Raw genomic sequence first — 21,187 nt, forward strand, 5'->3', positions numbered from 1 at the left:
GGAGGGCAGGCCCTGTGTCAGGCCATGGCGTCCAGCAGTTTCTGGGCATGGGTGCGCATGCATCCGAGATCACTGCCGATCCCGATGAAGCGGGCGCCGGCGCTTTCATAGAACCTTGCCGCATCGATGCTCGGCGCGAGCACGCCTGCCATCTTGCCGTGCGAGCGCACCTGCGCGATGCCTGCCTGGATTCGCGCTCGCACATCGGGATGGTCGGTTTGCCCGAGCAGGTCCATGTCCGCCGAGAGGTCTGCAGGTCCAAAGAAGATCATGTCCACTTCGGGCAGTGCCGCGATGCCGGCGATGGCCTCGAAGGCCTGGCAGGTTTCGATCTGGATGCCGATGGCGATCTCGTCTCCGGCGGCCTGCAGATAGCCCGCGCGTGCGCCATACCAGGCGGCACGCCCGGCGACGGACACGCCGCGCACGCCGGCAGGCGGGTAGCGCGTGGCGCTCACGATCTCGCGGGCTTCTTCCACGCTTTGCACGTAGGGGAACAGAAAGTTCTTCACCCCGGCGTCCAGCATGCGCTTGATCAGCACGCGATCATTGGCGGGTGGGCGAACCATGGGTGCGACGGCGCTGCTGTCCAGCACGCGCAGTTGCGAGACGATGTCCGGCAGCTCGTTCGGTGCGTGCTCCATGTCGAGCAGGAACCAGTCATAGGCCAGCGTGGAGAGGGCTTCGACGGCCGTCGCGGAGGTCATGGAGCACCACAGCCCCGTCAGCCGCTCTTCGGCATGCATGCGCGTGCGCAGTTCATTGATTTTGCAGACCATGGCGTTGCGTACTCCTCAATCCAACGTGATCTTGGCGGTTGCGGCAATGTCGCGCCACTGGCGCTCGTTCTTCGAGAGGAATTCCGCGAACTCGCTGGTCGAGCCCGTGGCCACCTCGTCGCCCTGCTGATTCAGGCGTTCCTTGAGCTCCGGATTGCGCATGGCCTTGTCGTAGGCCGCCTGCAGCCTGGCAATGACAGGGGCAGGCGTGCCGGCCGGAACGAAGATGCCGATCCAGCCGGTGAGGTCGAACTGCGCGATGCCCGCTTCGCTCACGGTCGGCAATTGAGGAAACGCCGCCGAGCGCTTGAGGCCCGTGGTGGCGAGGCCCTTGAGCTTGCCTGCCTCGATCTGGCTGCGGACATTCGGAATATTGGTGATCGAAAACAGCGTTTCTCCCGCGAGCATCGATGTGGTGGCCGGCGCTCCGCCCGTGAAGGGCACGTGGACAAATTCGGTGCCCGTGCGGGTCTTGAAGTACTCCCCGGCCAGATGCACCAAGGTCCCGTTGCCGGTGGATGCGTAGTTGTAGGCGTTGGGCGATGCCTTCAGGTAGCCCACGAAATCCTGGACGCTGTTGCCCTTGAATTGCGTGGAAGTGGCCAGCACGAAGGGCGAGGATGTCAGCTGGATGACGGGCGCCAGCACCTTCGAGGGGCTGTAGTCCATCTTCCTGTATACCGCCGGGGCGATGGAGATGGGGCCCACGCCCGACAGCAGAATCGTGTAGCCATCGGGCTTGGCCAGGCCGACCAGCTTGCCGCCGAGCACACCGCCGGCGCCCGGCTTGTTGTCCACGACCACCGACTGGTTCAGCTCCTTGCCGACCTCCTTGGCGGTCAGGCGTGCGACGACATCGAAGGCGCCTCCCGCTGCGAAAGGCACGACGAGGGTGATCGGCCGGTTCGGGTAGGTGCTCTGGGCCTGGGCCGAAAGGGCCAGCAGCCCGGCCAGGGCGGGGAAGGCCAGCCTGATTGCAATACGCATCTGTGTCTCCAATGTTCAATAGTAATTTTGGAGAACTATACGCAATAAATTGGAATTTTTCATTCCGTTTTCCGGAATTTGATGTGATGGGTGCATCGCCGGAAACCGAAGTGAGTGGAAGGTGTGAGCGTTGTCGTGCGTTGGCAGGCCGGTGTATGGAGGTACTTGTTGGAAAATTTGTTGTATTGAACAACAATATAGTTGTATTATGCAACTTTAGCCATGGCATGGAGACGCACATGAGCGCAGCCACTTCTGAAGTCGATTCGATTCGCGCAGCCTCCCGCGTGCTGGTCCGGGAGCTTGGCTTCATGCAGCCCACGCTTGCCGCCACCAGCTACTCTGCATCCGCTGTCCATGCCTTGCTGGAGATCGATGCGCACGAGGACATGACCTCCGCGCGGCTGGTGCAGCTCCTCGGTCTGGAGAAATCGAGTGTCAGCCGGATGCTGGCGAAGCTGATCGCGGCGGGGGAGCTCGACGAAGAGTCCGACGGCAGCGATGCGCGCGTCAAGCGGTTGCGGCTGACCGAGCAGGGGCGCAAGACGGTCGAGCACATTCACGCCTTTGGTCAATCGCAGGTGAAGAGTGCGTTCGAGCACTTGAACCGCTCGCAGCAGCAGGCCGTGGCGCAAGGGCTCTCTGCCTATGCCGGCGCGCTCAAGGCCCATCGCTTGAATGCCGTGGAGCAGCGGCCGCCCAGCCCTGTCACCGTGAGCGTGGGGTATCGGCCGGGCATGGTGGGCCGCATTGCCGAAATGCACGCGGCGTTCTACTCGGAGCATTGGGGCTTCGGGCAATTCTTTGAAAGCCAGGTGGCAACCGGCGTCGCGGAGTTTGCCGGGCGGCTGGATGAGGCCTGCAACAGGGCGTGGCTGGCCATGCTCAACGGCCGCATCGTTGGCTCGCTTGCCATTGATGGGCAGGACCTGGGGGACAACAAGGCTCACCTGCGCTGGTTCATCCTGGACGATGGCTGTCGCGGCAGCGGAGTGGGCAGGCACCTGATGGCAGAGGCCATGGCGTTTTGCGATATCCGCGGGTTCAAGGAAGTGCATCTCTGGACATTCAAGGGCCTGCATGCGGCGCGGAAGCTCTATGAGTCCTTCGGCTTCGAGCTGGTGCATGAAGTGCAGGGCGAGCAGTGGGGCGGCTCCGTCGCCGAGCAGCAGTTTGTCCGCGTCTGCAGGCCTGCATGAGCGAGGGGGTGGTGGGCGAGGGGTTTCAGCGGTCCATGCCGCGCTTTCATGGCGCTTTCATGGCGATTGTGCGGCCGTGACCGGTACCCTGGCGTTCTGTTGAGCACGCGCTGCACTCCAAACTGCCAAGGTGGGTCAAGCCCCCCCGTTCAGGGGGAACACGCCGCGCCGGTCGCATCACACTGCCACACAATTACCCATCGGCACAGTGCTGGTTGCAGGGGCGCGGGCATTCGCAGCTAGATGGCCCTGGCGCGTCCGACCCAGTAGGTGTCCCTGAGATCCCGCTTGAGCACCTTGCCATTGGGGCTTCGAGGCAACTGCTCGATGAAGTCAACGGACTTGGGGGTCTTGAGGGAGCCGAGGCGCGTCTTGCACAGGGCCATGAGCTCCTCCGCGGTGGCCTGTGCCTGTGGCTTGAGCTCCACGACCGCCTTCACCGCCTCGCCCCAGTCGTCATCCGGAACACCGATGACCGCGCAATCCTCGACACTGGGGTGGGACCAGAGCACCTGCTCGATCTCCTGCGGATAGATGTTGAATCCACCCGAGATGACCATGTCCTTCTTGCGGTCGCAGATATGTACCCGTCCCTGTTCGTCGATGAAGCCTACGTCGCCGGTATGGAGCCATCCGTCCACGATGGTCTTGGCCGTTGCGTCGGGCTGCTTGTAGTAGCCCGGCGTCACGAGGTCGCCCCGCACGCAGATCTCACCGCGTGCGCCCGTCGGCAGACGCTGGTTGTCTTCGTCCAGGATGCGGATCTGCACGAGAGGGGTTGGATGACCGCAGCTCGAGAGCACGTCGTCGGGCGCCATCGCGCCATCCTGCAAATGCTCGTCGGGTGCGAGGTAGGTACACATCATGGGGGCCTCGGCCTGGCCGAAAACCTGTGTCATGCACGGGCCGAAAACCTGGATGGCCTGCTTGAGCTTCTCCACTGCCATGGGCGCTGCCGCATAGATGAAATACCGCAGGCTTGCATAGTCCCGCGTCTCCACTCCGGGCGTGGCGAGCAGCCGGTAGATGACGGTCGGCGGCAGGAACAGCTCCGTGACGCGGTGCGCTTCAATGGCGTCCAGCAGCGACGCCGGGTCGGGCGATTCCAGCACCACGACCTTGCCGCCCCGCGCCACGGTCGGGAGCGCCGCGAAGCCTGCCGCGTGCGTGAGTGGTGCTGCGGCCAGGTTCACGGGGCGCTCGGAGTGCGGATAGTGCAGGCTCATCAGATGGGACGCCATGAAGGCGTTCACATTGCGCTGTGTGAGCTGCACGCCCTTGGAGCGACCCGTCGTGCCACCCGTCGGCGCGATGATCGCAACGGCGTCCGGGTCATGGTATGCATCGACGGGATCCGCACCGACATCGCCAAGCCAATCCTCCAGCGAGACGAAGCCCGGCAACGACCGATCCAGGCAGATCCACAATGTCAGCTTGGGCAACTGCCTTTGCAGCGATCGAACCATGTCCGCGAGATCGCTGTGGAAGATCAGCAGCTCGCAATCCATGAAATCCAGGAGGTAGGCGTTGTCCTCCTCGTTGAGCTTGGGATTGGCGGGCACCCAGGTCAGCCCCGCTCGCGCTATGCCAAAGACGCACATGAATGCGGCGGCGCTGTTGCGGCTGAGGATGGATGCCTTGGTTCCGGGCTCATATCCGGCCTGCTGGAGCTTTCGCGCGAGCCGGTAGCTGTGGCGTGCCACGTCCTCGTAGGTCCACTGCTGCCCGCCTTGCACCAGGCAGGCAGCGTTCCTGTCGATGAGCAGCCCGCGATCGAGGGAGTGCGCGTGAGTCATCGTCGCACCTCAGTCATGACGGCCATAGAGTGTCACCACGATGGCGCCACCGATGCCGGCGTTGTGCTGCAGCGCCAGGCGCGCTCCTTCCACCTGCCGGTCCTCCGCATTGCCCCGCAATTGCTGAGTCAGCTCGAAGCACTGCGCCAGCCCCGTGGCCCCGAGAGGGTGCCCCTTGGACAGGAGCCCGCCGGAAGGGTTGGTCACGACCATGCCGCCATAGGTGTTCTCGCCGTCGTCCACGAATCGCTGCACTTCGCCTTCCTCGCAGAAGCCGAGCGCCTCGTAGCTGATCACCTCGTTCTGTGCAAAGCAGTCGTGCAGCTCGCAGACATCGATGTCGCGCGGCCCGATGCCCGCGTCTTCGTAGACCTTGCGGGCCGCCTCGCGCGACATCGAGAAACCGACGACCTCCAGCATGGAGCCCGATTCGAACGTTGCGGGGCGATCGGTGGTCAGCGCCTGCGAGAGGATGCGCACGCGCGTATCGATGCCATGGCGCCTGGCGAACGCCTCGCTCACCAGCACCGCGGCTGCCGCCCCGCAGGTCGGAGGGCAGGCCATCAGGCGGGTCATGACGCCGTCTGCGATGGCCGGACTGTCGAGCACCTCCTGGGCGCTGACTTCCCTGCGGAAAAGCGCCAGCGGGTTGCGCGCCGCATGGCGGCTGGCCTTCGCACGGACTTTGGCAAAGGTATCGAGCGGCGTCCCGTAGCGTTGCATGTGCTCGGCGCCGGCACTGGCGAAGTACCGGATGGCCATCGGCAACGCGCTATCGCCCGCAAGCCGGGTGGTGGCATCGTCGAACTTGGCGAGCGGGGAGGCGCGGTCGTTCCAGTGGGACCCCAGCGCTCCGGGCGCCATTTGCTCGAAGCCGACGGCCAATACGCAATCCGCCGCGCCCGACAGGATCGCCCTGCGCGCCAGGTAGAGCGCCGTCGATCCGGTGGAGCAGTTGTTGTTCACGTTGACGATGGGAATGCCCGTCATGCCCACTTCGTAGAGGGCCGCCTGCCCGCTGGTGGAGTCGCCGTAGACATGCCCGGCGAACGCCTCCTGTACCTGGCCGTAGTCCAGGCCCGCGTCTGCCAGGGCATCGCGCACGGCCTTGGCCGCCATCTGCGTGTAGGGGGCATGGTCTCCAGGCTTGCGAAACGGCGTCATGCCGACTCCGGCGACGATTACGTTGCTCATGGTTTTCTCCTTGTGTGGGTGTCAGTCGGCCGGGCCATCAGGACTTCGGGGCCTGGGCCACGACCTGCTCGAACTTGCTCACGAGCGGTGCGTTGATCTGCTGCTTCCAGCGCTGGTAGACCTCGCGGGTCGCGTCGTTCCAGAGCACCTGCTCCTGCGCGGTGGGCTTGTAGATGTCCACGCCTTGCCTGGCGACCAGCTGCTCGTTGGCGGCCACCGTTTCGCGCACGCGCCGGGTCAGTTCCTTGCCCGCTTCCTGGGCTGCCTCACGCACCAGCTTCTGGTCCTGCTCGCTCCAGGTCTTCCAGATCGGGTTGGCCACGAGGAAGTGGATGAGCTCGTTGGACTGGTTCCAGTAGGTGATGTACTTCTGGCCCAGGGAACTCAGCTTGTAGGCGGCGAACTGCTCGAGCGTCAGGGTGAGTCCATCGATCGCGCCGGAGGCCAGTGCCGGCTGGGCATCGGCAAAGGTCATCGTGGTCGGGTTGGCGTGCATGGCGCTCATGACCTGCTGTTGCATGGGCGTTGCCACGACGCGGATCTTGAGACCCTTGATGTCATTGGGCAGTGCCACCCGGCGCTTGGAATTGATGACCTGGATGGGGCCATACTCGCCGCTTGCCAGCGGCTCCATGCCCGAGCGGCGGATCACTTCATAGAAGTCCTTGTTGAGCGCATCCGACGCGAGCACCGCATCGACGGCGCGGTCGTTCGGCATCAGGCCGGGAAGGTTGAACAGCGCGAAGTCCTTGACCGTGCCCGACCAGTTCACGGTGGTGCCGACAAGGACGTCGATCACCCCCTGGCGCAATGCCGTCAGCTCCCGGTCCTGCTGGCCCTGCACGAGCGAAGAGCCCGGGTAGAGCTTGAAGTTCAGGCGCCCCTGCGTCTTTTCCCGAACCAGATTGGCAAACCGCTCGGCTGCGAAATGCCAGTTGGTGCCCGCACCCACCACGAGCGAGAGCCGGTACTCGGCACGATATTTGGCTTGCCCCAGCGCCAGCGCGGGCATCCCGATGGCGGCTGCGCAGGCACCGGCCTGCAGCAGTTGTCGGCGTTGAATCATGTTTGTCTCCTTGGTTTTTGAAAAAAAGCTACCCGCAGGCTCAGTAGCCGACGGCCTTGGGCAGCCAGAGCGCCAGCCCGGGCCAGCACACGACGGCAGCAATTGCCATCGCGAAGCTGAGGAAGAACCAGCCCACCCATGGCAGTGTTTCCTCCACGGCCACCTGGGACAGGCGGCATGCCACGAGCAGGTTGACGGCGAGCGGCGGTGTGAACTGGCCGAGAGCGATCACCATCGTGACCAGCACGCCGAACCAGACCGGATCCCAGCCGAACAGCTTGATCAGGGGAACCAGCAGGGGCAGGAACACCATGAAAACGGACACGCCATCCAGGAACATGCCCACGAGCTTGAGCACGACCAGCACCACGATCAGCGTGAAGAGACTGTTCCATCCGCTTTCGGAGAACCAGGCCACGATGGGGTCGACGATTCCCAGCGTCTGGATGCAATAGGCAAAGATGCCGGCCAGCCCGAGGATCACCAGAATGACGGCAGACACCACGGCGGCTTCGGAGAAGATGTCGTATAGGTCACGCCAGCCGATGGTCCGGTGAATGAACAGCCCGAGGCCCAGCACATAGACGGCGGCAACCACGGCGGCCTCCGTGGGCGTGAACCAGCCGGCGCGCATTCCGCCCAGGATCAGCACGGGCGTGACCAATCCCCAACTGGCCTCGCGCAGGCTCTTCCAGAACGGCGGGCGAGGCTCCTGCGACTCGGCCTTGCCGAATCCATGGCGGCGGGAAATCCACCATGCCGGAACGATCAATGCCAGCCCCGCCAGGACCCCCGGCACCATGCCGGCGGCGAACAGCTCGGGCAGCGAAACGCCCGGCACCAGGATGCTGTAGATGACGAATGCCAGTGATGGCGGAATGAGGATGTCGGTCGCCGTGGCCGAGCCGATCACGGTGGCGGAGAACGCCCGCGGATAGCCCGCCTTGGTCATCGCTCCGACCATCACGCTTCCGATGGCGGCCGCCAGCGCCGCGCCAGAACCGGAGATGCCTCCCAGGATCATGGCCACCACGATGACGACGATGGGCAGCATCCCGGGGCCTCGGCCCAACACCGCCGTGGCGAAATTGACCATGCGCTGGGCCACGCCGGACCTGTCGAAGGCGGCCCCCACCAGCACGAACATGGGCAGGGCCAGCAACGGATACTTGCCGATGCCCGCTTCAAAATTCTGCTGAACGGTGAACAGCCCGAACCAGGGCATTTCAAGACCGGTCATGACGACCGCGATCGTGCCGCTCACGCCCATCGCGATGCCGATGGGAACGCCCGCCAGCATCAGGAAGACAAAGCCAAGGAGCAGGATGGCGCCGATCATCGGAGCACCTCTTCCTGCGCCGGGGCACGCAAGCTCTTGAGCTGCCGCAGGCCGGAGGCCCAGGTGCGAGCCACGACATAGAGCGCGAGGGGCGGAAGCCACACCGTGTACCACCACCGGGGCACGCCCAGCCCTGTCGTGGTTTCCTCGAAGGTGAACTCTTGCCATCCGGCGCGCATCATCAGGACCGCGAGCAGCAGGAACATCGCCAGGGTGCAGAGCATGCTCAGCCAGACCAGCAGCCGGCGCACGGGCGGGGTTGCGCGTTCGTAGAAGAACTCGATGCGGATGTGCCCGTCCCGTGCGGAAGCCACGGCAGATCCCGCGAGCGTCAGCGCCAGCAGCAGGAACACCGAGATTTCCTCGGTCCACGCGAAGGACTGGTCCGTGAAGTACCGGACGACGACGTTGATCAGTGTGATCAGTACGAGTGCAATCAGCACAATCGCACCGATATGAGTTTCAATGCTGCGGCTTGGGGCGCTGCTGTCCCCGGGCGCGGTGCGCGCCACGGGGGCAGTGTCTCTCTGTCGGTTATCAGTCATTCGGTACCAAACATGTTTGTTTGGTACTATTTGAATGAAATAAAAGTACCGAGTCAATTGATTTGGTACTGTTTTGGAGCAAAGCTCGGGAATCTACTTATGTCATCAAGACGCTCGCAGGAAGAATTCCTGTCCGACCTTTTTGAACTGTTTCGTGTCGAGGGCGTATCGGATCTGACGGTGGGCGAGATCGCCCGGCGCCTCAGCTGTTCGCGCAGCCGGCTCTACTCGGTGGCCGAAACCAAGGAGGACTTGTTCCTGGCCGTGGCGCGCCGGCACCTGAATTCCCTGCTGGAAGAGAGCGATACGCTCCGGGCAAGGGAGGGCGACGTCGTGGAGACGATCACGCAGTACCTCGACATCGGTGTGCGCGCATCGGCCTTGCTCGGCGTTCCGTTTCTGCGCGATCTCGACGCGTCGCGCCAAGGTCGCAGGTTGTTCGACAGCTACCAGGAAAAGCGAGGCCACGGGCTTGCCAAGCTGGTGGAGCGGGGGGTTGCGCAAGGTGTGTTTCACCCTCGCCACGCCACCCTGGTCGCCGAAATTCTGATGGGCGGCGCATTGCGCATCCGGCGCACACGGTTTCTCGCGCGGGCCGGTCTGACGCTGGAAGAGGCGTTCTCGGAGTTTTATGAACTGCTGCTCCACGGGCTGATGAAGCCGGGCCGTGGCAAGGAGCACGGCTCGCCGCAGAGCTGGAAGCTTCCTGCGCTGCCTGATGCCGTGGCGAGAACCTCAATTAGCTCCACGGACGACGCCGACGCCGATGCCGATGCCGACGGAATCACGGAATTGCTGATCAAGGCATCCGTGCGCCATTGAGGATCGGCGCTACGGTACATTGCAGCCGTGCTCCCATCAGGCCTGACTCTCCATGCGCGACCTCAATGACTTGTACTACTTCGTCCAGGTAGTGGACCATGCCGGCTTTGCCCCGGCCGGCAGGGCCCTCGGCATGCCCAAGTCCAAGCTCAGCCGCCGCATTGCGTTGCTCGAGGAGTCGCTGGGCGTGCGCCTGCTGCAGCGTTCGAGCCGGCGCTTTGCCGTGACCGAGATCGGCCAGGAGTACTACCAGCGCTGCCAGGCCATGCTGGTGGAGGCTGAATCGGCCCAGGAGGTCATAGACCGCACGCAGGAGGAACCCCAGGGCGCGGTGCGCCTGAGCTGTCCGCTGGCGCTTCTTGATTACCAGGTGGGCGACATGCTGGCGCGGTTCATGGTGCAGTGCCCGCGCATTCAGTTGCATGTGGAGAGCACCAACCGGCGCGTGGATGTGATCCGCGAAGGCCTGGATCTGGCCCTTCGTGTGCGCTTTCCTCCTCTGGAGGACAGCGGCCTGGTGATGAAGACCCTGGGCGAGAGCACCCAGTTCCTCGTGGCAAGCCCCGGGCTGGTGGAGGCCATGGGCGGAATGCCGCAGCTCGCCGACCTGTCGCAGTGGCCCAGCCTGGGCGATGGTCGGCTGCAGCGCAGCGAGAGCTGGCAATTGCTGGGCCCCCAGGGGGCGGCTGCCGAGGTGCGCTATCAGCCGCGCATGGTCTGTGAAGACCGTATCGCCCTGCGCCTGGCCGCATTGCACGGAGTTGGCGTGGTCCAACTGCCGGCCATGATGATCCTGGACGACCTGCGCAGCGGGCGCCTGGTGGACGTGGTGCCGGGCTGGAAGCCGCGGGCGGGCATCGTCCATGCGGTGTTTCCGTCGCGCCGTGGCCTGTTGCCCTCCGTGCGGCTGCTGCTCGATTTCCTCGGCACCGAGTTCGAGGCCCTGCAGGCCGAGATTGCGAGCGCTTGAGCCGGGCAGGCCATCAGCGTTCACCATGGTGAACGCTGATGGCAAAAACAGCCTACTATTCAATGCAGCGTTGCGCTTCTACAGTTGCTTCCAACACATACGCAGGTCCTTTTCGGTGCTTGCGCAGTTCAGGAGAAGTCAATGAAGAAGGTCACGCAAGGAATCTACAGCGCTCCCGAGCAGCATTGGGTCGGTGATGGCTTCCCCGTGCGTTCGCTGTTCCACTACAGCCAGCACGGTACGCAACTCAGCCCGTTCCTGCTGCTGGACCATGCGGGGCCGCATCAGTTCACCCCGACCACGCAGCGCAGGGGCGTCGGCCGCCATCCGCATCGCGGCTTCGAGACGGTCACCATCGTCTACGAAGGGGAGGTCGAGCACCGCGACTCCACCGGGGCTGGCGGCGTCATCGGCCCCGGTGACGTGCAATGGATGACCGCTGCCGGCGGCATCCTGCATGAAGAGTTTCACTCGCCCGCCTATGCGCGGCGCGGCGGCCCCTTCCACATGGTGCAGCTGTGGGTGAACCTGCCGGCCCGCATGAAGATGCAGGAGCCCGGCTACCAGGCCATTGCCTCCGGGCAGATTCCCGACGTGCCCCTGCCTGGCGGTGCCGGCAGTGTGCGTGTCATTGCCGGCAGCTTTGAGGGCCATGCCGGCCCGGCACGCACCCGCTCGCAGCTCAATGTCTGGGACCTGCGCCTCGCCGCCGGCAGGTCCGCCGTGCTCGACCTTCCGCCGGGCCATGTGCTGGCCGTTGTGGTGCTGCTGGGCTCCGTGCTGGTCAACGGCCACGATACCGTGCGTGCCGACCAGTTTGCACACCTGGGCGCACAGGGATCGCAGGTGCTGCTCGAGGCACATAACGACAGCATGCTGCTCGTGCTCAGTGGCCAGCCCCTCGCGGAGCCCATCGTCGGCCATGGCCCCTTCGTGATGAACAGCGAAGACGAGATCCGTGCCGCCGTGTCCGATTTCCACGGCGGCAGGTTCGGCCAGATCCACGCCGTGCCCGCCTAGGAACCACGCGGGGCCGGCATGGGGCCGGCCTCCGCTGCAGGTTGCTTCTTTCTTCATCGCCCATCGCGCCTTGTGCATGTCACGAGGCCGGGGGAACGCTTTGCCCATTTTTTTCGGAATAGACACATGAACGCCAAACTCTCCGCTGCGGCCGCCGCCATTCTCTGGGGCTTCACTTACGTATTGACCACGACCTGGCTGCCGCCCCATCCGCTGTTCCTCGCCGCCTTCCGGGCGCTCGGAGGAGCCCTGGTGCTGCTGGCCATCGTCCGCTGCATGCCGCCGCGCATCTGGTGGGGGCGGATGGCGGTGCTGGGCACCTTGAATGCCGGCCTGTTCTTCGGACTGTTCTTCGTTGCAGCAACCCGCTTGCCGGGCGGCGTCGCTGCGATCTTCCAGGCGCTGACGCCGCTGGCGGTGATCTTCATCGCCTGGGGCCTCCTGGGTGCACGTCCCACGGCCACCAAGGTCGGCTCCGTGTTGCTGGGCGCTCTTGGCGTGTCGCTGGTCGTGCTCTCCAGCCATGCGCAGCTGGATCCGCTGGGCATGGCCGCAGCCATCGGCAGCATGCTCTCCATCGCCACGGGCGGCGTGCTGCTGAACAAATGGGGCCAGCCTCCCATGCCCTTGCTGGGATTCACCGGCTGGCAGCTGTTGATCGCGGGCGTCGAGCTGACCGTGGTGGCTGTGCTGGCCCAGGATGCTCCCGCACAACTGGATGCTGCCAACGTACTGGGCCTGGGCCTGCTGGCCGTGGCGCTGACCGCCGTGCCGTTTGCGCTGTGGTTCGGGGCCATCGAACGGGCCGGGGCCGTTGCCGTGGCTCCCTTCATGCTGCTGGTGCCCGTGACTGCCTTTGTGCTCGATGCCCTCGTCAAGGGCGTTCAGCCCTCGGGACTGCAGGTGGTTGGCGCGGCCGTGGTGATGGGCGGGTTGATGCTCAGCCAGAGAGCCGCAGGCAAGCCCGGCAACAAATCCACCCGCCATGTGAACAACACCGTGGCGCACGACTGACACCTCATCGCCATCGACCGGGCATCCGTCCTCTGGCCTGCGCTTGGCTGGAGGCATGCATTCAGACATCCGTTTCCCCGGTCCCGCAAGGACCGGATCTTCCCGCCCCCCGGGGCTTCCACGCTCTTTTCAGGAGATTTCCATGAGCAACCAACCCTATGTTCGCCTCGACAAGGACAACGCCGCCGTACTGCTGGTGGACCACCAGGCAGGCCTGCTGTCATTGGTTCGCGATATCGACCCCGACAAGTTCAAGAACAACGTGCTGGCACTGGCCGACATGGCCGAGTACTTCAAGCTGCCCACCATTCTGACCACCAGCTTCGAGAACGGTCCCAATGGCCCCCTGGTGCCCGAGCTCAAGGAGAAATTCCCCAAGGCTCCCTACATCGCGCGCCCCGGCCAGATCAATGCCTGGGACAACGAGGACTTCGTCAAGGCCGTCAAGGCCACGGGCAGGAAGCAGCTCATCGTCGCCGGCGTGGTGACCGAAGTCTGCGTGGCGTTCCCCGTGCTGTCGGCATTGGCGGAAGGCTTCGAGGTGTTCGTGATCGCCGATGCCTCGGGCACCTTCAACAGCATGAGCCAGCAGGCGGCCTGGAGCCGCATGGAGCAGGCCGGTGCCCAACTGATGACCTGGTTTGGTGCAGCCTGTGAACTGCACCGCGACTGGCGCAACGACATCGAGGGCCTGGGCACGCTGTTCTCCAACCATATTCCGGACTACCGCAACCTCATCACCAGCTACAACACCTTGACCGGCGCAAGGTAAGACGGCCAGACGCCCCGCCGCGGCAATGCCTTGCGGCGGGGTGGGGCAGGCGTGATGGGCGAACGAAGGAGAGTGCCATGCAGAACACGGTCGAGGTGGTCAACTCGCATGGTGATGTGGTCTTGCGTACTGCCAAAGACGCTGGTGGCGCAATCGGATACTTCGAGCCAGCAGCCTTCGGTTGTGCAACTGCCATGTCGCCATGTCGAAGGAGATTTCTAGCGCGCTGATGCGACTCCCGACGAAGCCAGATGAGAAACCTCGCGCATCCAGTCGATGAATGTCCGGACCCGTAGCGATTCCTTGCCCCTGGCGACGGCAACCGAATAGCTGCCTGTCGTGATGCGCTCCGCGAACACCGGATGGAGGGTTTGGCTGTCGAGAAACGACTTCACGAAGATCTCGGGGACGATGCAAATGCCCAGTCCCTGGGCCGCGGCCTGTATCGCCAGTACGGTGTTGTCGAAGAAGAGCGTGGGCTCCAGGCGCAGGCCGCTCGACCCGGAAAACGCATCCCAGCGATTCCACAAGTCCGGCCGCGATTTCGCGCCAATGCGTGGCATGCCCTCGATCCAGCGGCGCCTGGCGTTGGCACCCTGTCTTCTCGATGGCAGCAATGCGGGGCTGGCCACCATGACGGAATGCTCGAGCATGAAGTCTTCATGCGGAAGTCCCCGCAACTCGGAGGGATCGCGGCGGATGAAGACCTGTGCGGACGTTGAGGGGTCGATGTCGCCGTCCGTCGTTCGCACCTGTACCTGGATGTGGGGATGCCGTTCGCTGAACCCTCGCAGTTGTGGAATGAGCCAATGCATCGCCAGGGTCACGCTCGTATCCACCAGAACGTGGGTTGTCCGGGGATGCGTATTGCCTTCCACGGCTTCGACCACCGCAGCCAGCTTGTCGGCCACCCGTCCATACAGTTGGCGACCCGCCGGAGTCGGTAGGCAATTGATACCGGCGCCGCGCTCGAACAGTGGGTAGCCGACACGCTCTTCCAACTGCTGTATCTGCCGGCTGATGGCACCGGGCGTCACGCACAGGGCCTGCGCCGCCTGCCGGAACCCGCCCTCTCGCACGGCAACGCAGAAGATGTGCAAGGAGTTGAGCGGTGGTCGGGAGGGCATGGGTACTGGCTGCAAGTGATGAAAGGTGTTGACTGAATATCAACACATTATGGCGAAAAAGTCGTTTGCCAGCGTGTCGGTGGCATCACACACTCGTCACCTCAACAGCAGCAGTGGGCAGGCCGACAGCGATGGACGAGAAGTATCTTTTGTTTGTGACGATGGTCCTCATCACCGTCGCCAGCCCGGGGCCTGGCGTTCTGATGACGCTGGATAACGCCATCGCATGCGGATGGCGCACTGCGATGTATGGCGTGGCCGGCCTCGCGGTCGGTGCGGCCCTGATGGCAGGGCTCTCGTCGGCCGGAGTCGGCCTCCTGGTGAGATCGTCGCCCGCGTTGTTCACCACGATGAAGTACTGCGGGGTTGGATATCTGCTCTATCTTTCCTGCAAGGCCTGGAATCGCCAGCCATCGCCATCGGCCCATGGCCCACGGCCGCAGGGTTCGGAGAGCGTGGGCGGTTGGGGCCTGCTGGTTCGTGGCGTGCTGCTGCAGACGAGCAATCCGAAAGCACTCCTGTTCTTCCTGTCGATTCTTCCGCAGATGGTCGAGGGCAAGAATGCCCAGGGCTCCTCTGCGGACCGGCTGATCATCGGCATTGCGACGTACTGCGTGGCGCTGCTGTTGATTCATGCCACTTATGCCGGTGCGGCTGCCAAGGCGAGGACATGGCTGGCCACGCCGTTCGCGTCGCGGCTGCTTTCGCGTGTGAGCGCGGTGGTGTTTGCAGGCTTCGCAGTCACGATGCTGATGTTTCAGCTGTGAGGTTCGAGTCAAGAAGCAGCAGGTCGCCAGCCGGGCACTTGCTAGACGAATCTGAATTCGAAGTGGCCGAGTCGCCCGTAGTCCGCATGGAACTGGTCGCCCCGCTGTGCTGCCACGGGGCGCGTGAAGGACCCCGCAAGCACCAGCTGGCCCGGCTCCAGTGCTTCGCCCCAGGGCGCGAGCTTGCCTGCCAGCCAGGCCACACCTACGGCCGGATGCCCCTGTATGCCGGCGGCCAGCCCGGTCTCTTCGACGACACCGTTCTGGCGCAGCACGGCGCCGCACCACGGCAGGTCGATGTCGTGGGGCGAGACCTTGGCGCCGCCCAGGATCACACCGGCGTTCGCGGCGTTGTCGGCAATCGTGTCGAATACCTTGCGTATGGCCCGGCTGTCCCTGTCGTGTTGTTCGATGCGCGCGTCGATGATCTCGATGGCCGGCTGCACATGGTCGGTTGCATCCAGCACCTCCTGCACGGTGAGACCGGTCCCGTGAAGGCGCTTCTTGAGGACGAAGGCCAGTTCCACTTCCACGCGCGGGGCGATGAAGCGGCTGGAGGGAATGTCTCCCGGCTCGAAGAACATGTCGTCGAAGAGGGTGCCGAAATCGGGCTCCGTGATCTGGCTGGCATGCTGCATGGCACGCGAGGTCAGGCCGATCTTGCGGCCCACGATGGTGCGCCCCTCGGCCACCTTGGTCCTCATCCATGCGCGTGAAATGGCGTAGCCGTCGGCAATGCGCATCTCCGGATACCGCTTTGAGAAGTGCTCAACCTGCACGCGTGACCGCTCGCTGGCATGCAGTTCGTCGGCAAGCTGCCGGATGGTCTGATCGGAAAGGGTCGTGCGCTCCATGCTCACTCTCCCGATGCGGCCTGTTCGGCGAGCAGGGCTTGCGGCTGCTGCGCCCGGGTGGGCTCATCCCCCCCTTTCCGCCACTGCTGCACGGAGGGAATCAACAGCTTGAAGGGTTCATGGATGCGCGTGTACCAGCCCGGGTTGTGAAGCCGGGCGACCAGGTCCAGGGGCAGGGGGTCGAAATGCATCTTCTCCAGGTCGAGGATCGCGCGGTCATCGATATGCGCGCCGACGATGTCTGCGAGCACCAGCAGGCGTCGTCCGTCGATGTCGATGATCTGGCGGGTCCGGCATTCATAGGAAGCCGGGCTCTCCTTGATGCGTGGCACGCTCACCAGCCGTGATGCCTCCAGCTCCAGGCCCGCTTCCCGCGATTCATCCACGTCCGAGTCGAAGTCGATCGCGGTGATGTTCATGCGCTCCATGGAGGGGTAGGACACGAGGTTCACGACGAACTCGCCGGTGGCGGCAATGTTGGATGCCGTGTCCTTGAGCTTGTCATCGCGTGAACCGATGCTCACGGTCAGCAAAGGCGGGTCTCCCGACATCAGGTTGAAGAAGGAAAACGGCGCCACATTGATCTGGCCGTTCGCAGCGCGCGTGGAGATCCAGGCGATGGGCCGGGGAATGATGGTGGAGTGGAGCAGGTTGTTGCGGTGCTCGCTGCTCAGGTCGGACATTGGAAAGTACATGATTCGGGATTCCGTTTGCGGTTTGGTATTCAAGACTTAAAGTACGATTGGCGTACTTGTTGGGTTCAACTTTCCTGCTGCGGGCCGCCGCACGTCAACAGGTGATGGCGCCACCGCGAAATGTGCGGATGGCTCTGATACGATTCCTCGATGACAGCTCACTCTTCGTCCTCCTCGGTTGCGTCCGCCGAGCGCAGCGCAGCAGAAGCCGCAGCGCCCCATCTCGAACTGATGAGGCAGACCAGCCCCTCCGCGCTCCGGCGCAAATCCGCATCGGTGGGCCTGCTGCTGCTCTGGTTGAGTGACGACGTGCTTGTGCACCTCAACAAGCAACTGGCGCCGCATGGCATGTCGGAGAAGAAGTTCGACATCCTGATGCTCTTCGGGCTGGCCGAGCGCGGGCTGCTGGACGTGAGCGTGCTCACCCCGAGCTACATTGCCGAGTACTTCGACGTCACGCGCTCCAGCGTCACGGGGCTGCTCGACTGGCTGGAAGTGCGCAAGCTGCTGGCACGCAAGTCGCATGCGGAGGACCGCCGCAGCCTTGTGCTGGAGCTCACCCCCACAGGGCGGCAATTGCTCAACGATGCGCTTCCCGACTTCTGGAGTGGCTGCGAATCGCTGGTCGCAGCCCTGACGCCGCAGGAGATCGCGGTGTTCCAGGGCCTGCTGGCCAAGATCTGGAGCCATCTGAAGGGACACGGGGCAGCCGGGGCGCAAGAACCTGCCAAGGCGCGATCCAGGCGTTGACATGGCGGCTTCCGGCTCGGGGCATCCGTTGGGCAGGTGGCGCTATTCAGCCGTTTGACGCAGCGCTTTCCTTGGCAATCCCGGGCCTGCGCTCGTTCTTCTGGTGGATTTCCACCATGTTGCCGGCGGGATCGTGGATGAAGAGCTGCTTGAGGCTGGGTGATGCCACGTTGTCCAGCGTGAAATATTCGACACCGCGCGCGATGAGCTCCGCCTCGGCTGCCAGGACATCCTCGACCGCCAGCGCGATGTGGTTGTTCACGGGATCCTTGCCCGGTCCCTTGGCATAGGGCGAAGGACCGTCACTGCCAAGGATGTGGACCTGCGTGCCATTGGGCAGGTTGATCCAGTAGCCATGAATGCCGGGAATGTTCCAGCGCGTCGCGTCCTGCGGCAGTTGCAGGAGGCCGGCGTAGAAGTCGCGCATCTCCTCTGCGACGGCATTGGTGACGCCAAAGCCGACGTGATGCAATTCAAGAACCTTGATGGGCATGTTTTTTTCCTTCCTGTCGATGATGGAGCAGGCTCGTCGTGGAGCTGCATTTTGTTTGTCATGTTGATAGTACGTTAAACGAACTAAATTGACAAGCATCACGGATGTGAGGGAATGCCTGGGGAGAAGGTGAGGGCCGTGGTGCCGGACGGGAGTGGTGCGCGAACGATGCCCGATGCGACCGGGCCTGCATGGTGGTGGCAGTTCGTTTTCGCATGTGGATTCTTCGGGGGCGTGAAAGCACGGCAACGCACCTGCCGCCGATGCATGGAGGTCCTGGCGCGCACCACGGCGCCAGGCCCCCGGTTGCCGGTTATTGAGGCTTGATGTCCGCAGCCTTGATGGTTTCACCCCACTGCTTGCGGTCGTTGGCCAGGTATTTCACGAAGTCCGCGGACTTCATGCCGACCACGGGCTGCGAGCCCAGCACGGCCATTCTTTCCGCCGTGGATGCGCTCTTGAGAACATCCTGCACGGCGTCGAAGTAGGCCTGCTGGATGTTGGCGGGCGTGCTGGCGGGCAGGAAGAGACCCTGCCAGGTGGGCATGTCGAAGCCCTTGATGCCTTGTTCCTGCAGCGTGGGCACGTTGGGCAGCTGCGGTGCGCGCTTGGCGGTGGTGACGCCCAGGGCCTTCACCTTGCCCTCCTTCACGAGCGAGGCAGCGGTGGTGATGTTGTCCACGGTCATCGCGATGTGGCCACCCATCAGGTCGGTGATCACGGGCGCGGCTCCCTTGTAGGGTACGGCGGCCATCTTCACGTCCATGCGGTGCAGCATGGCTTCGGCGATCAGGTGGTTGGAGATACCGATGCCCGCGATGCCGTAGCTTGCCGACGGCGTGCGCTGGATGTAGGCCTTCAGCTCCGCGATGTTGCTGGCGGGAATATTGGTATTCACGATGACAACGTTGGGCTGCGTGGCCAGCATGGTCACGGGCGCAAAGCTCTCGGGCTTGTAGTGTGTGACGGCGGGGTTCAGGTCGAACGTGATCGCCATGGAGCCCGCCGCACCGATACCCAGCGTGTAGCCATCGGGTGTCGATGTGGCCAGGCGCTGCGCCATGATGTTGCCGCCTGCGCCGGGAACGTTGTCCACCACCACGGGCTGGCCCAGCTTCTGGCCCAGCTGCTCGCCGATGAGGCGTGCGAGTGTGTCGGCGGAGCCCCCGGGCGCGAAGCCCACGAGGAGCTTGACGGGACGTTCCGGCTTCCATGGCGCCTGGGCCTGGACGGCCCCGGTGCCGAGCAACGCGGCGGCCGCGATGAGGGTGGAATGGGTGAGGAGTTTGCGGCGTTGGGTGCTGAGCATGATGGGTATGGAGGAGTGAGGGCTGGCGGAGGAGAAAGAAAGGAAGGAAGGAAGGGAGGAGGGCGGTCGGACGTCAGGCGAGAATCTGTCCTAGCGTGTGCGCCACGATGTGGTTCGACAGCAGGGTGGGGCGTCCACTTGCCTGCGCAACCTGGCAGCGCATGGCTTCGGTGTAGCCCATGCAATGCATGACGATGAAGTCGCAGTCGGCGAGCGCGCGGCCCGCGCGGCTGAAGGCCTCCGCTGCGCGCTCGGGGTTGTTTTCGTAGGGCGACGCGTAGTCGAGCTGCAACTCGCAGGACAGCGGTTCGGCAAGGTGGAAGGTCGCGAGCTGTTCCTTGAGCGGTACGATCGCCCCTGCCTTCCGGGCATGCCGCGCGAGTGCCGCCATGGTCTGGTCCACGAGTTGCTGGGGCTCGACCATGAATGTCTTCAACTGGGGAAGCGCCGTGCCCGTGCAGAGCGGAACGAGCACGTCATAGCCCGCGTCGTCCGCCTCGCGCATCACGTGGGCCAGCCGTTCCTCGGTGGCATGCTTGTCGAGCGTGATCGAGCCGCCGTCGCGCAGCCGCGTTGCAAAGCAGTGCTGCCCCTCGCGAGGAGCAAGGGCCTCGCGCTGGCCGTCGTCGAGTGCGTCCAGCGCACCGAATTCATCGATCTGCACATGCGCGCCGAGCAACGCGCTCATGGCGGGCACCACGTCGCTGCGAGGTGATTCGCCGATCGTGAAAAAGGCCACCCGCCTGGGTGCCGGCCGGGCGCTGTTCATGCTTCCCGCCCCACGGTCTGAAGATGCGCGAGCGAGCCATAGCGGGCCTGCAACTGTTGCCAATGGTCTTCGTTGAAGAAAGCGAGCTTGCGTTCGCCGAACAGCTTGGCAACCTCGACGCAGAAGCGCATGGCCACGTCGGTATCCCATGCATTGGTGGCACCGGTCGCGCAGCCCGGCACGGTGGTCTGCGCGGTGATGGCCACGCCGACCACGGGCGCGGGCGTGACGATGGCCGGCTGCATGATCGAGTTCACATGCGGCAAACCGTTCTCGTAGGGTGTGATGTCCTGGGTCGTGAGCGGAAGCGTCACGGGCAGCTCGCCGCTCACCCAGCCCATAACGTCGAGCAGCATGTCCGGGATCGGCAGCAGCCAGCCCTGCTTGGCGACCGGCGTGAGTGCTACTCCGCGATGGTTCACCAGGCGATTGCCGCGCGATGTGTCGATCGAAAGGATGGCATCCATGCGCTGGCTTACCTCATGCATCATCATTTCGCGCATCGGGAATGGCGACTTCATGAACGGCACGGGATGGTTGGGGCGCGTGCCCGCGCGAGGACAGATGTGGGTGTGGATCAGCACATTGGCGGGCATCGTGTCGCCGTTGCGTGCCATCTCGAGCATCTTTGCCGCGCTCGCCAGCGCAACCACCGCACCGTCGCTGTCCGAGACCAGGCCGCTGACCGTGGGGCGTGCGCCAATGCCACCGAGGCGGCCGACGATGCCGAGCCTGGGGGCCTCCCGATCGAGGCCAGGGATCTCGATGCTGATGAAGTCGGTGGAGACGTCGCCACGCGCATGGCGAGTGACCGTGATCTCGCAATCGCCGATCGCGCGCAGGTGCTGCGCAACGTCTTCACCGGTCACATGGGCGGACGACAGCAGTTCGATGATGGAGGAAACTTGCTTCATGGTTCT

At 64.1% G+C, this 21,187-nt stretch carries 22 protein-coding genes; 8 read left to right on the top strand and 14 right to left on the bottom strand.

The features are described from left to right. Window positions 1–17: 17 nt before the first annotated feature. Together H9K76_RS07740 and H9K76_RS07745 are read right to left on the bottom strand one after the other, a co-directional pair. Window positions 18–779, bottom strand: a complete 762-nt coding sequence (locus H9K76_RS07740) for an HpcH/HpaI aldolase family protein (protein ID WP_187599295.1) — start codon at window positions 777–779, stop codon at window positions 18–20. Between the two features lie 15 nt (window positions 780–794). After that, the gene (locus tag H9K76_RS07745) at window positions 795–1,766 is read right to left on the bottom strand and encodes a Bug family tripartite tricarboxylate transporter substrate binding protein (RefSeq protein ID WP_187599297.1); all 972 of its coding nucleotides are present in this window, start codon (window positions 1,764–1,766) and stop codon (window positions 795–797) included. Window positions 1,767–2,005: 239 nt separating this feature from the next. Here H9K76_RS07745 and H9K76_RS07750 point away from each other — a divergent pair, with 239 nt between their 5' ends. Continuing rightward, entirely contained in the window at window positions 2,006–2,965 is a 960-nt protein-coding gene (locus H9K76_RS07750; protein WP_187599298.1) for a bifunctional helix-turn-helix transcriptional regulator/GNAT family N-acetyltransferase, read from the top strand. A gap of 239 nt (window positions 2,966–3,204) precedes the next feature. On the opposite strand, the gene H9K76_RS07755 is transcribed toward H9K76_RS07750, so the two are convergent. The 5 genes from H9K76_RS07755 to H9K76_RS07775 are packed head-to-tail and all read right to left on the bottom strand — an operon-like array spanning window position 3,205 to window position 8,905. Next, window positions 3,205–4,761 (bottom strand): AMP-binding protein, encoded by a 1,557-nt coding sequence (locus H9K76_RS07755; RefSeq protein ID WP_187599300.1) that lies wholly within the window; start codon window positions 4,759–4,761, stop codon window positions 3,205–3,207. A 9-nt stretch (window positions 4,762–4,770) separates the two neighbouring features. Continuing rightward, on the bottom strand, window positions 4,771–5,955 hold the full coding sequence (locus H9K76_RS07760) for a lipid-transfer protein (RefSeq protein WP_187599301.1): 1,185 nt from the start codon (window positions 5,953–5,955) through the stop codon (window positions 4,771–4,773). Between the two features lie 37 nt (window positions 5,956–5,992). Continuing rightward, window positions 5,993–7,021 (bottom strand): TRAP transporter substrate-binding protein DctP, encoded by a 1,029-nt coding sequence (gene dctP / locus H9K76_RS07765; RefSeq protein ID WP_187599303.1) that lies wholly within the window; start codon window positions 7,019–7,021, stop codon window positions 5,993–5,995. Window positions 7,022–7,061: 40 nt separating this feature from the next. Further along, window positions 7,062–8,360, bottom strand: coding sequence for a TRAP transporter large permease (locus H9K76_RS07770; protein WP_187599305.1), 1,299 nt, complete (start codon window positions 8,358–8,360; stop codon window positions 7,062–7,064). Next, the gene (locus H9K76_RS07775; RefSeq protein ID WP_187599306.1) at window positions 8,357–8,905 is read right to left on the bottom strand and encodes a TRAP transporter small permease; all 549 of its coding nucleotides are present in this window, start codon (window positions 8,903–8,905) and stop codon (window positions 8,357–8,359) included. Before H9K76_RS07775 ends, H9K76_RS07770 begins: the two co-directional genes overlap by 4 nt. Window positions 8,906–8,917: 12 nt before the next feature. Between H9K76_RS07775 and H9K76_RS07780 the strand changes: the two genes are divergently transcribed. The 5 genes from H9K76_RS07780 (at window position 8,918) to ycaC (ending at window position 13,503) form a co-directional block, all read left to right on the top strand. After that, window positions 8,918–9,727: a TetR/AcrR family transcriptional regulator gene (locus tag H9K76_RS07780; protein ID WP_187599308.1), complete on the top strand. Its 810-nt coding sequence runs from the start codon at window positions 8,918–8,920 to the stop codon at window positions 9,725–9,727. A 52-nt stretch (window positions 9,728–9,779) separates the two neighbouring features. Further along, window positions 9,780–10,697 carry a LysR family transcriptional regulator gene (locus H9K76_RS07785; RefSeq protein ID WP_187599309.1) on the top strand — a complete coding sequence of 306 codons (918 nt, stop codon included), beginning with the start codon at window positions 9,780–9,782 and terminating at the stop codon, window positions 10,695–10,697. Window positions 10,698–10,838: 141 nt separating this feature from the next. Further along, on the top strand, window positions 10,839–11,717 hold the full coding sequence (locus H9K76_RS07790) for a pirin family protein (protein ID WP_187599311.1): 879 nt from the start codon (window positions 10,839–10,841) through the stop codon (window positions 11,715–11,717). A 126-nt stretch (window positions 11,718–11,843) separates the two neighbouring features. Further along, window positions 11,844–12,731: a DMT family transporter gene (locus H9K76_RS07795; protein WP_187599313.1), complete on the top strand. Its 888-nt coding sequence runs from the start codon at window positions 11,844–11,846 to the stop codon at window positions 12,729–12,731. A 142-nt stretch (window positions 12,732–12,873) separates the two neighbouring features. Continuing rightward, the gene (gene ycaC / locus H9K76_RS07800) at window positions 12,874–13,503 is read left to right on the top strand and encodes an isochorismate family cysteine hydrolase YcaC (RefSeq protein ID WP_187599314.1); all 630 of its coding nucleotides are present in this window, start codon (window positions 12,874–12,876) and stop codon (window positions 13,501–13,503) included. 218 nt (window positions 13,504–13,721) lie between these two features. On the opposite strand, the gene H9K76_RS07805 is transcribed toward ycaC, so the two are convergent. Beyond that, window positions 13,722–14,630, bottom strand: a complete 909-nt coding sequence (locus H9K76_RS07805) for a LysR family transcriptional regulator (RefSeq protein WP_187599316.1) — start codon at window positions 14,628–14,630, stop codon at window positions 13,722–13,724. 161 nt (window positions 14,631–14,791) lie between these two features. On the opposite strand from H9K76_RS07805, the gene H9K76_RS07810 reads away from it, so the two are divergent. Beyond that, on the top strand, window positions 14,792–15,397 hold the full coding sequence (locus H9K76_RS07810) for a LysE family translocator (protein WP_246475501.1): 606 nt from the start codon (window positions 14,792–14,794) through the stop codon (window positions 15,395–15,397). Window positions 15,398–15,438: 41 nt separating this feature from the next. Here the strand turns inward: H9K76_RS07810 and hpaH are convergent, their stop codons facing one another. Then, entirely contained in the window at window positions 15,439–16,251 is an 813-nt protein-coding gene (gene hpaH / locus H9K76_RS07815; RefSeq protein WP_187599320.1) for a 2-oxo-hept-4-ene-1,7-dioate hydratase, read from the bottom strand. Window positions 16,252–16,253: 2 nt separating this feature from the next. After that, on the bottom strand, window positions 16,254–16,946 hold the full coding sequence (locus H9K76_RS07820; RefSeq protein WP_187599322.1) for a flavin reductase family protein: 693 nt from the start codon (window positions 16,944–16,946) through the stop codon (window positions 16,254–16,256). 150 nt (window positions 16,947–17,096) lie between these two features. On the opposite strand from H9K76_RS07820, the gene H9K76_RS07825 reads away from it, so the two are divergent. Further along, window positions 17,097–17,696 carry a MarR family winged helix-turn-helix transcriptional regulator gene (locus tag H9K76_RS07825; RefSeq protein WP_187599324.1) on the top strand — a complete coding sequence of 200 codons (600 nt, stop codon included), beginning with the start codon at window positions 17,097–17,099 and terminating at the stop codon, window positions 17,694–17,696. Window positions 17,697–17,742: 46 nt separating this feature from the next. Here the strand turns inward: H9K76_RS07825 and H9K76_RS07830 are convergent, their stop codons facing one another. The 4 genes from H9K76_RS07830 to H9K76_RS07845 form a co-directional block, all read right to left on the bottom strand. Further along, complete coding sequence (locus H9K76_RS07830) at window positions 17,743–18,189, bottom strand: VOC family protein (protein WP_187599325.1); 447 nt, start codon at window positions 18,187–18,189, stop codon at window positions 17,743–17,745. 313 nt (window positions 18,190–18,502) lie between these two features. Next, a complete protein-coding gene (locus tag H9K76_RS07835) occupies window positions 18,503–19,498 on the bottom strand; it encodes a Bug family tripartite tricarboxylate transporter substrate binding protein (RefSeq protein ID WP_187599327.1) in 996 nt (331 codons plus the stop codon). A 73-nt stretch (window positions 19,499–19,571) separates the two neighbouring features. Then, on the bottom strand, window positions 19,572–20,267 hold the full coding sequence (locus H9K76_RS07840) for an AroM family protein (RefSeq protein ID WP_187599329.1): 696 nt from the start codon (window positions 20,265–20,267) through the stop codon (window positions 19,572–19,574). Then, window positions 20,264–21,181: a DUF1177 domain-containing protein gene (locus H9K76_RS07845; RefSeq protein WP_187599331.1), complete on the bottom strand. Its 918-nt coding sequence runs from the start codon at window positions 21,179–21,181 to the stop codon at window positions 20,264–20,266. Before H9K76_RS07845 ends, H9K76_RS07840 begins: the two co-directional genes overlap by 4 nt. Between the last annotated feature and the right edge of the window lie 6 nt (window positions 21,182–21,187).

Origin of the sequence: Diaphorobacter ruginosibacter, assembly GCF_014395975.1 — a bacterium.
Taxonomy (GTDB): Bacteria; Pseudomonadota; Gammaproteobacteria; order Burkholderiales; family Burkholderiaceae_C; genus Diaphorobacter_A; species Diaphorobacter_A ruginosibacter.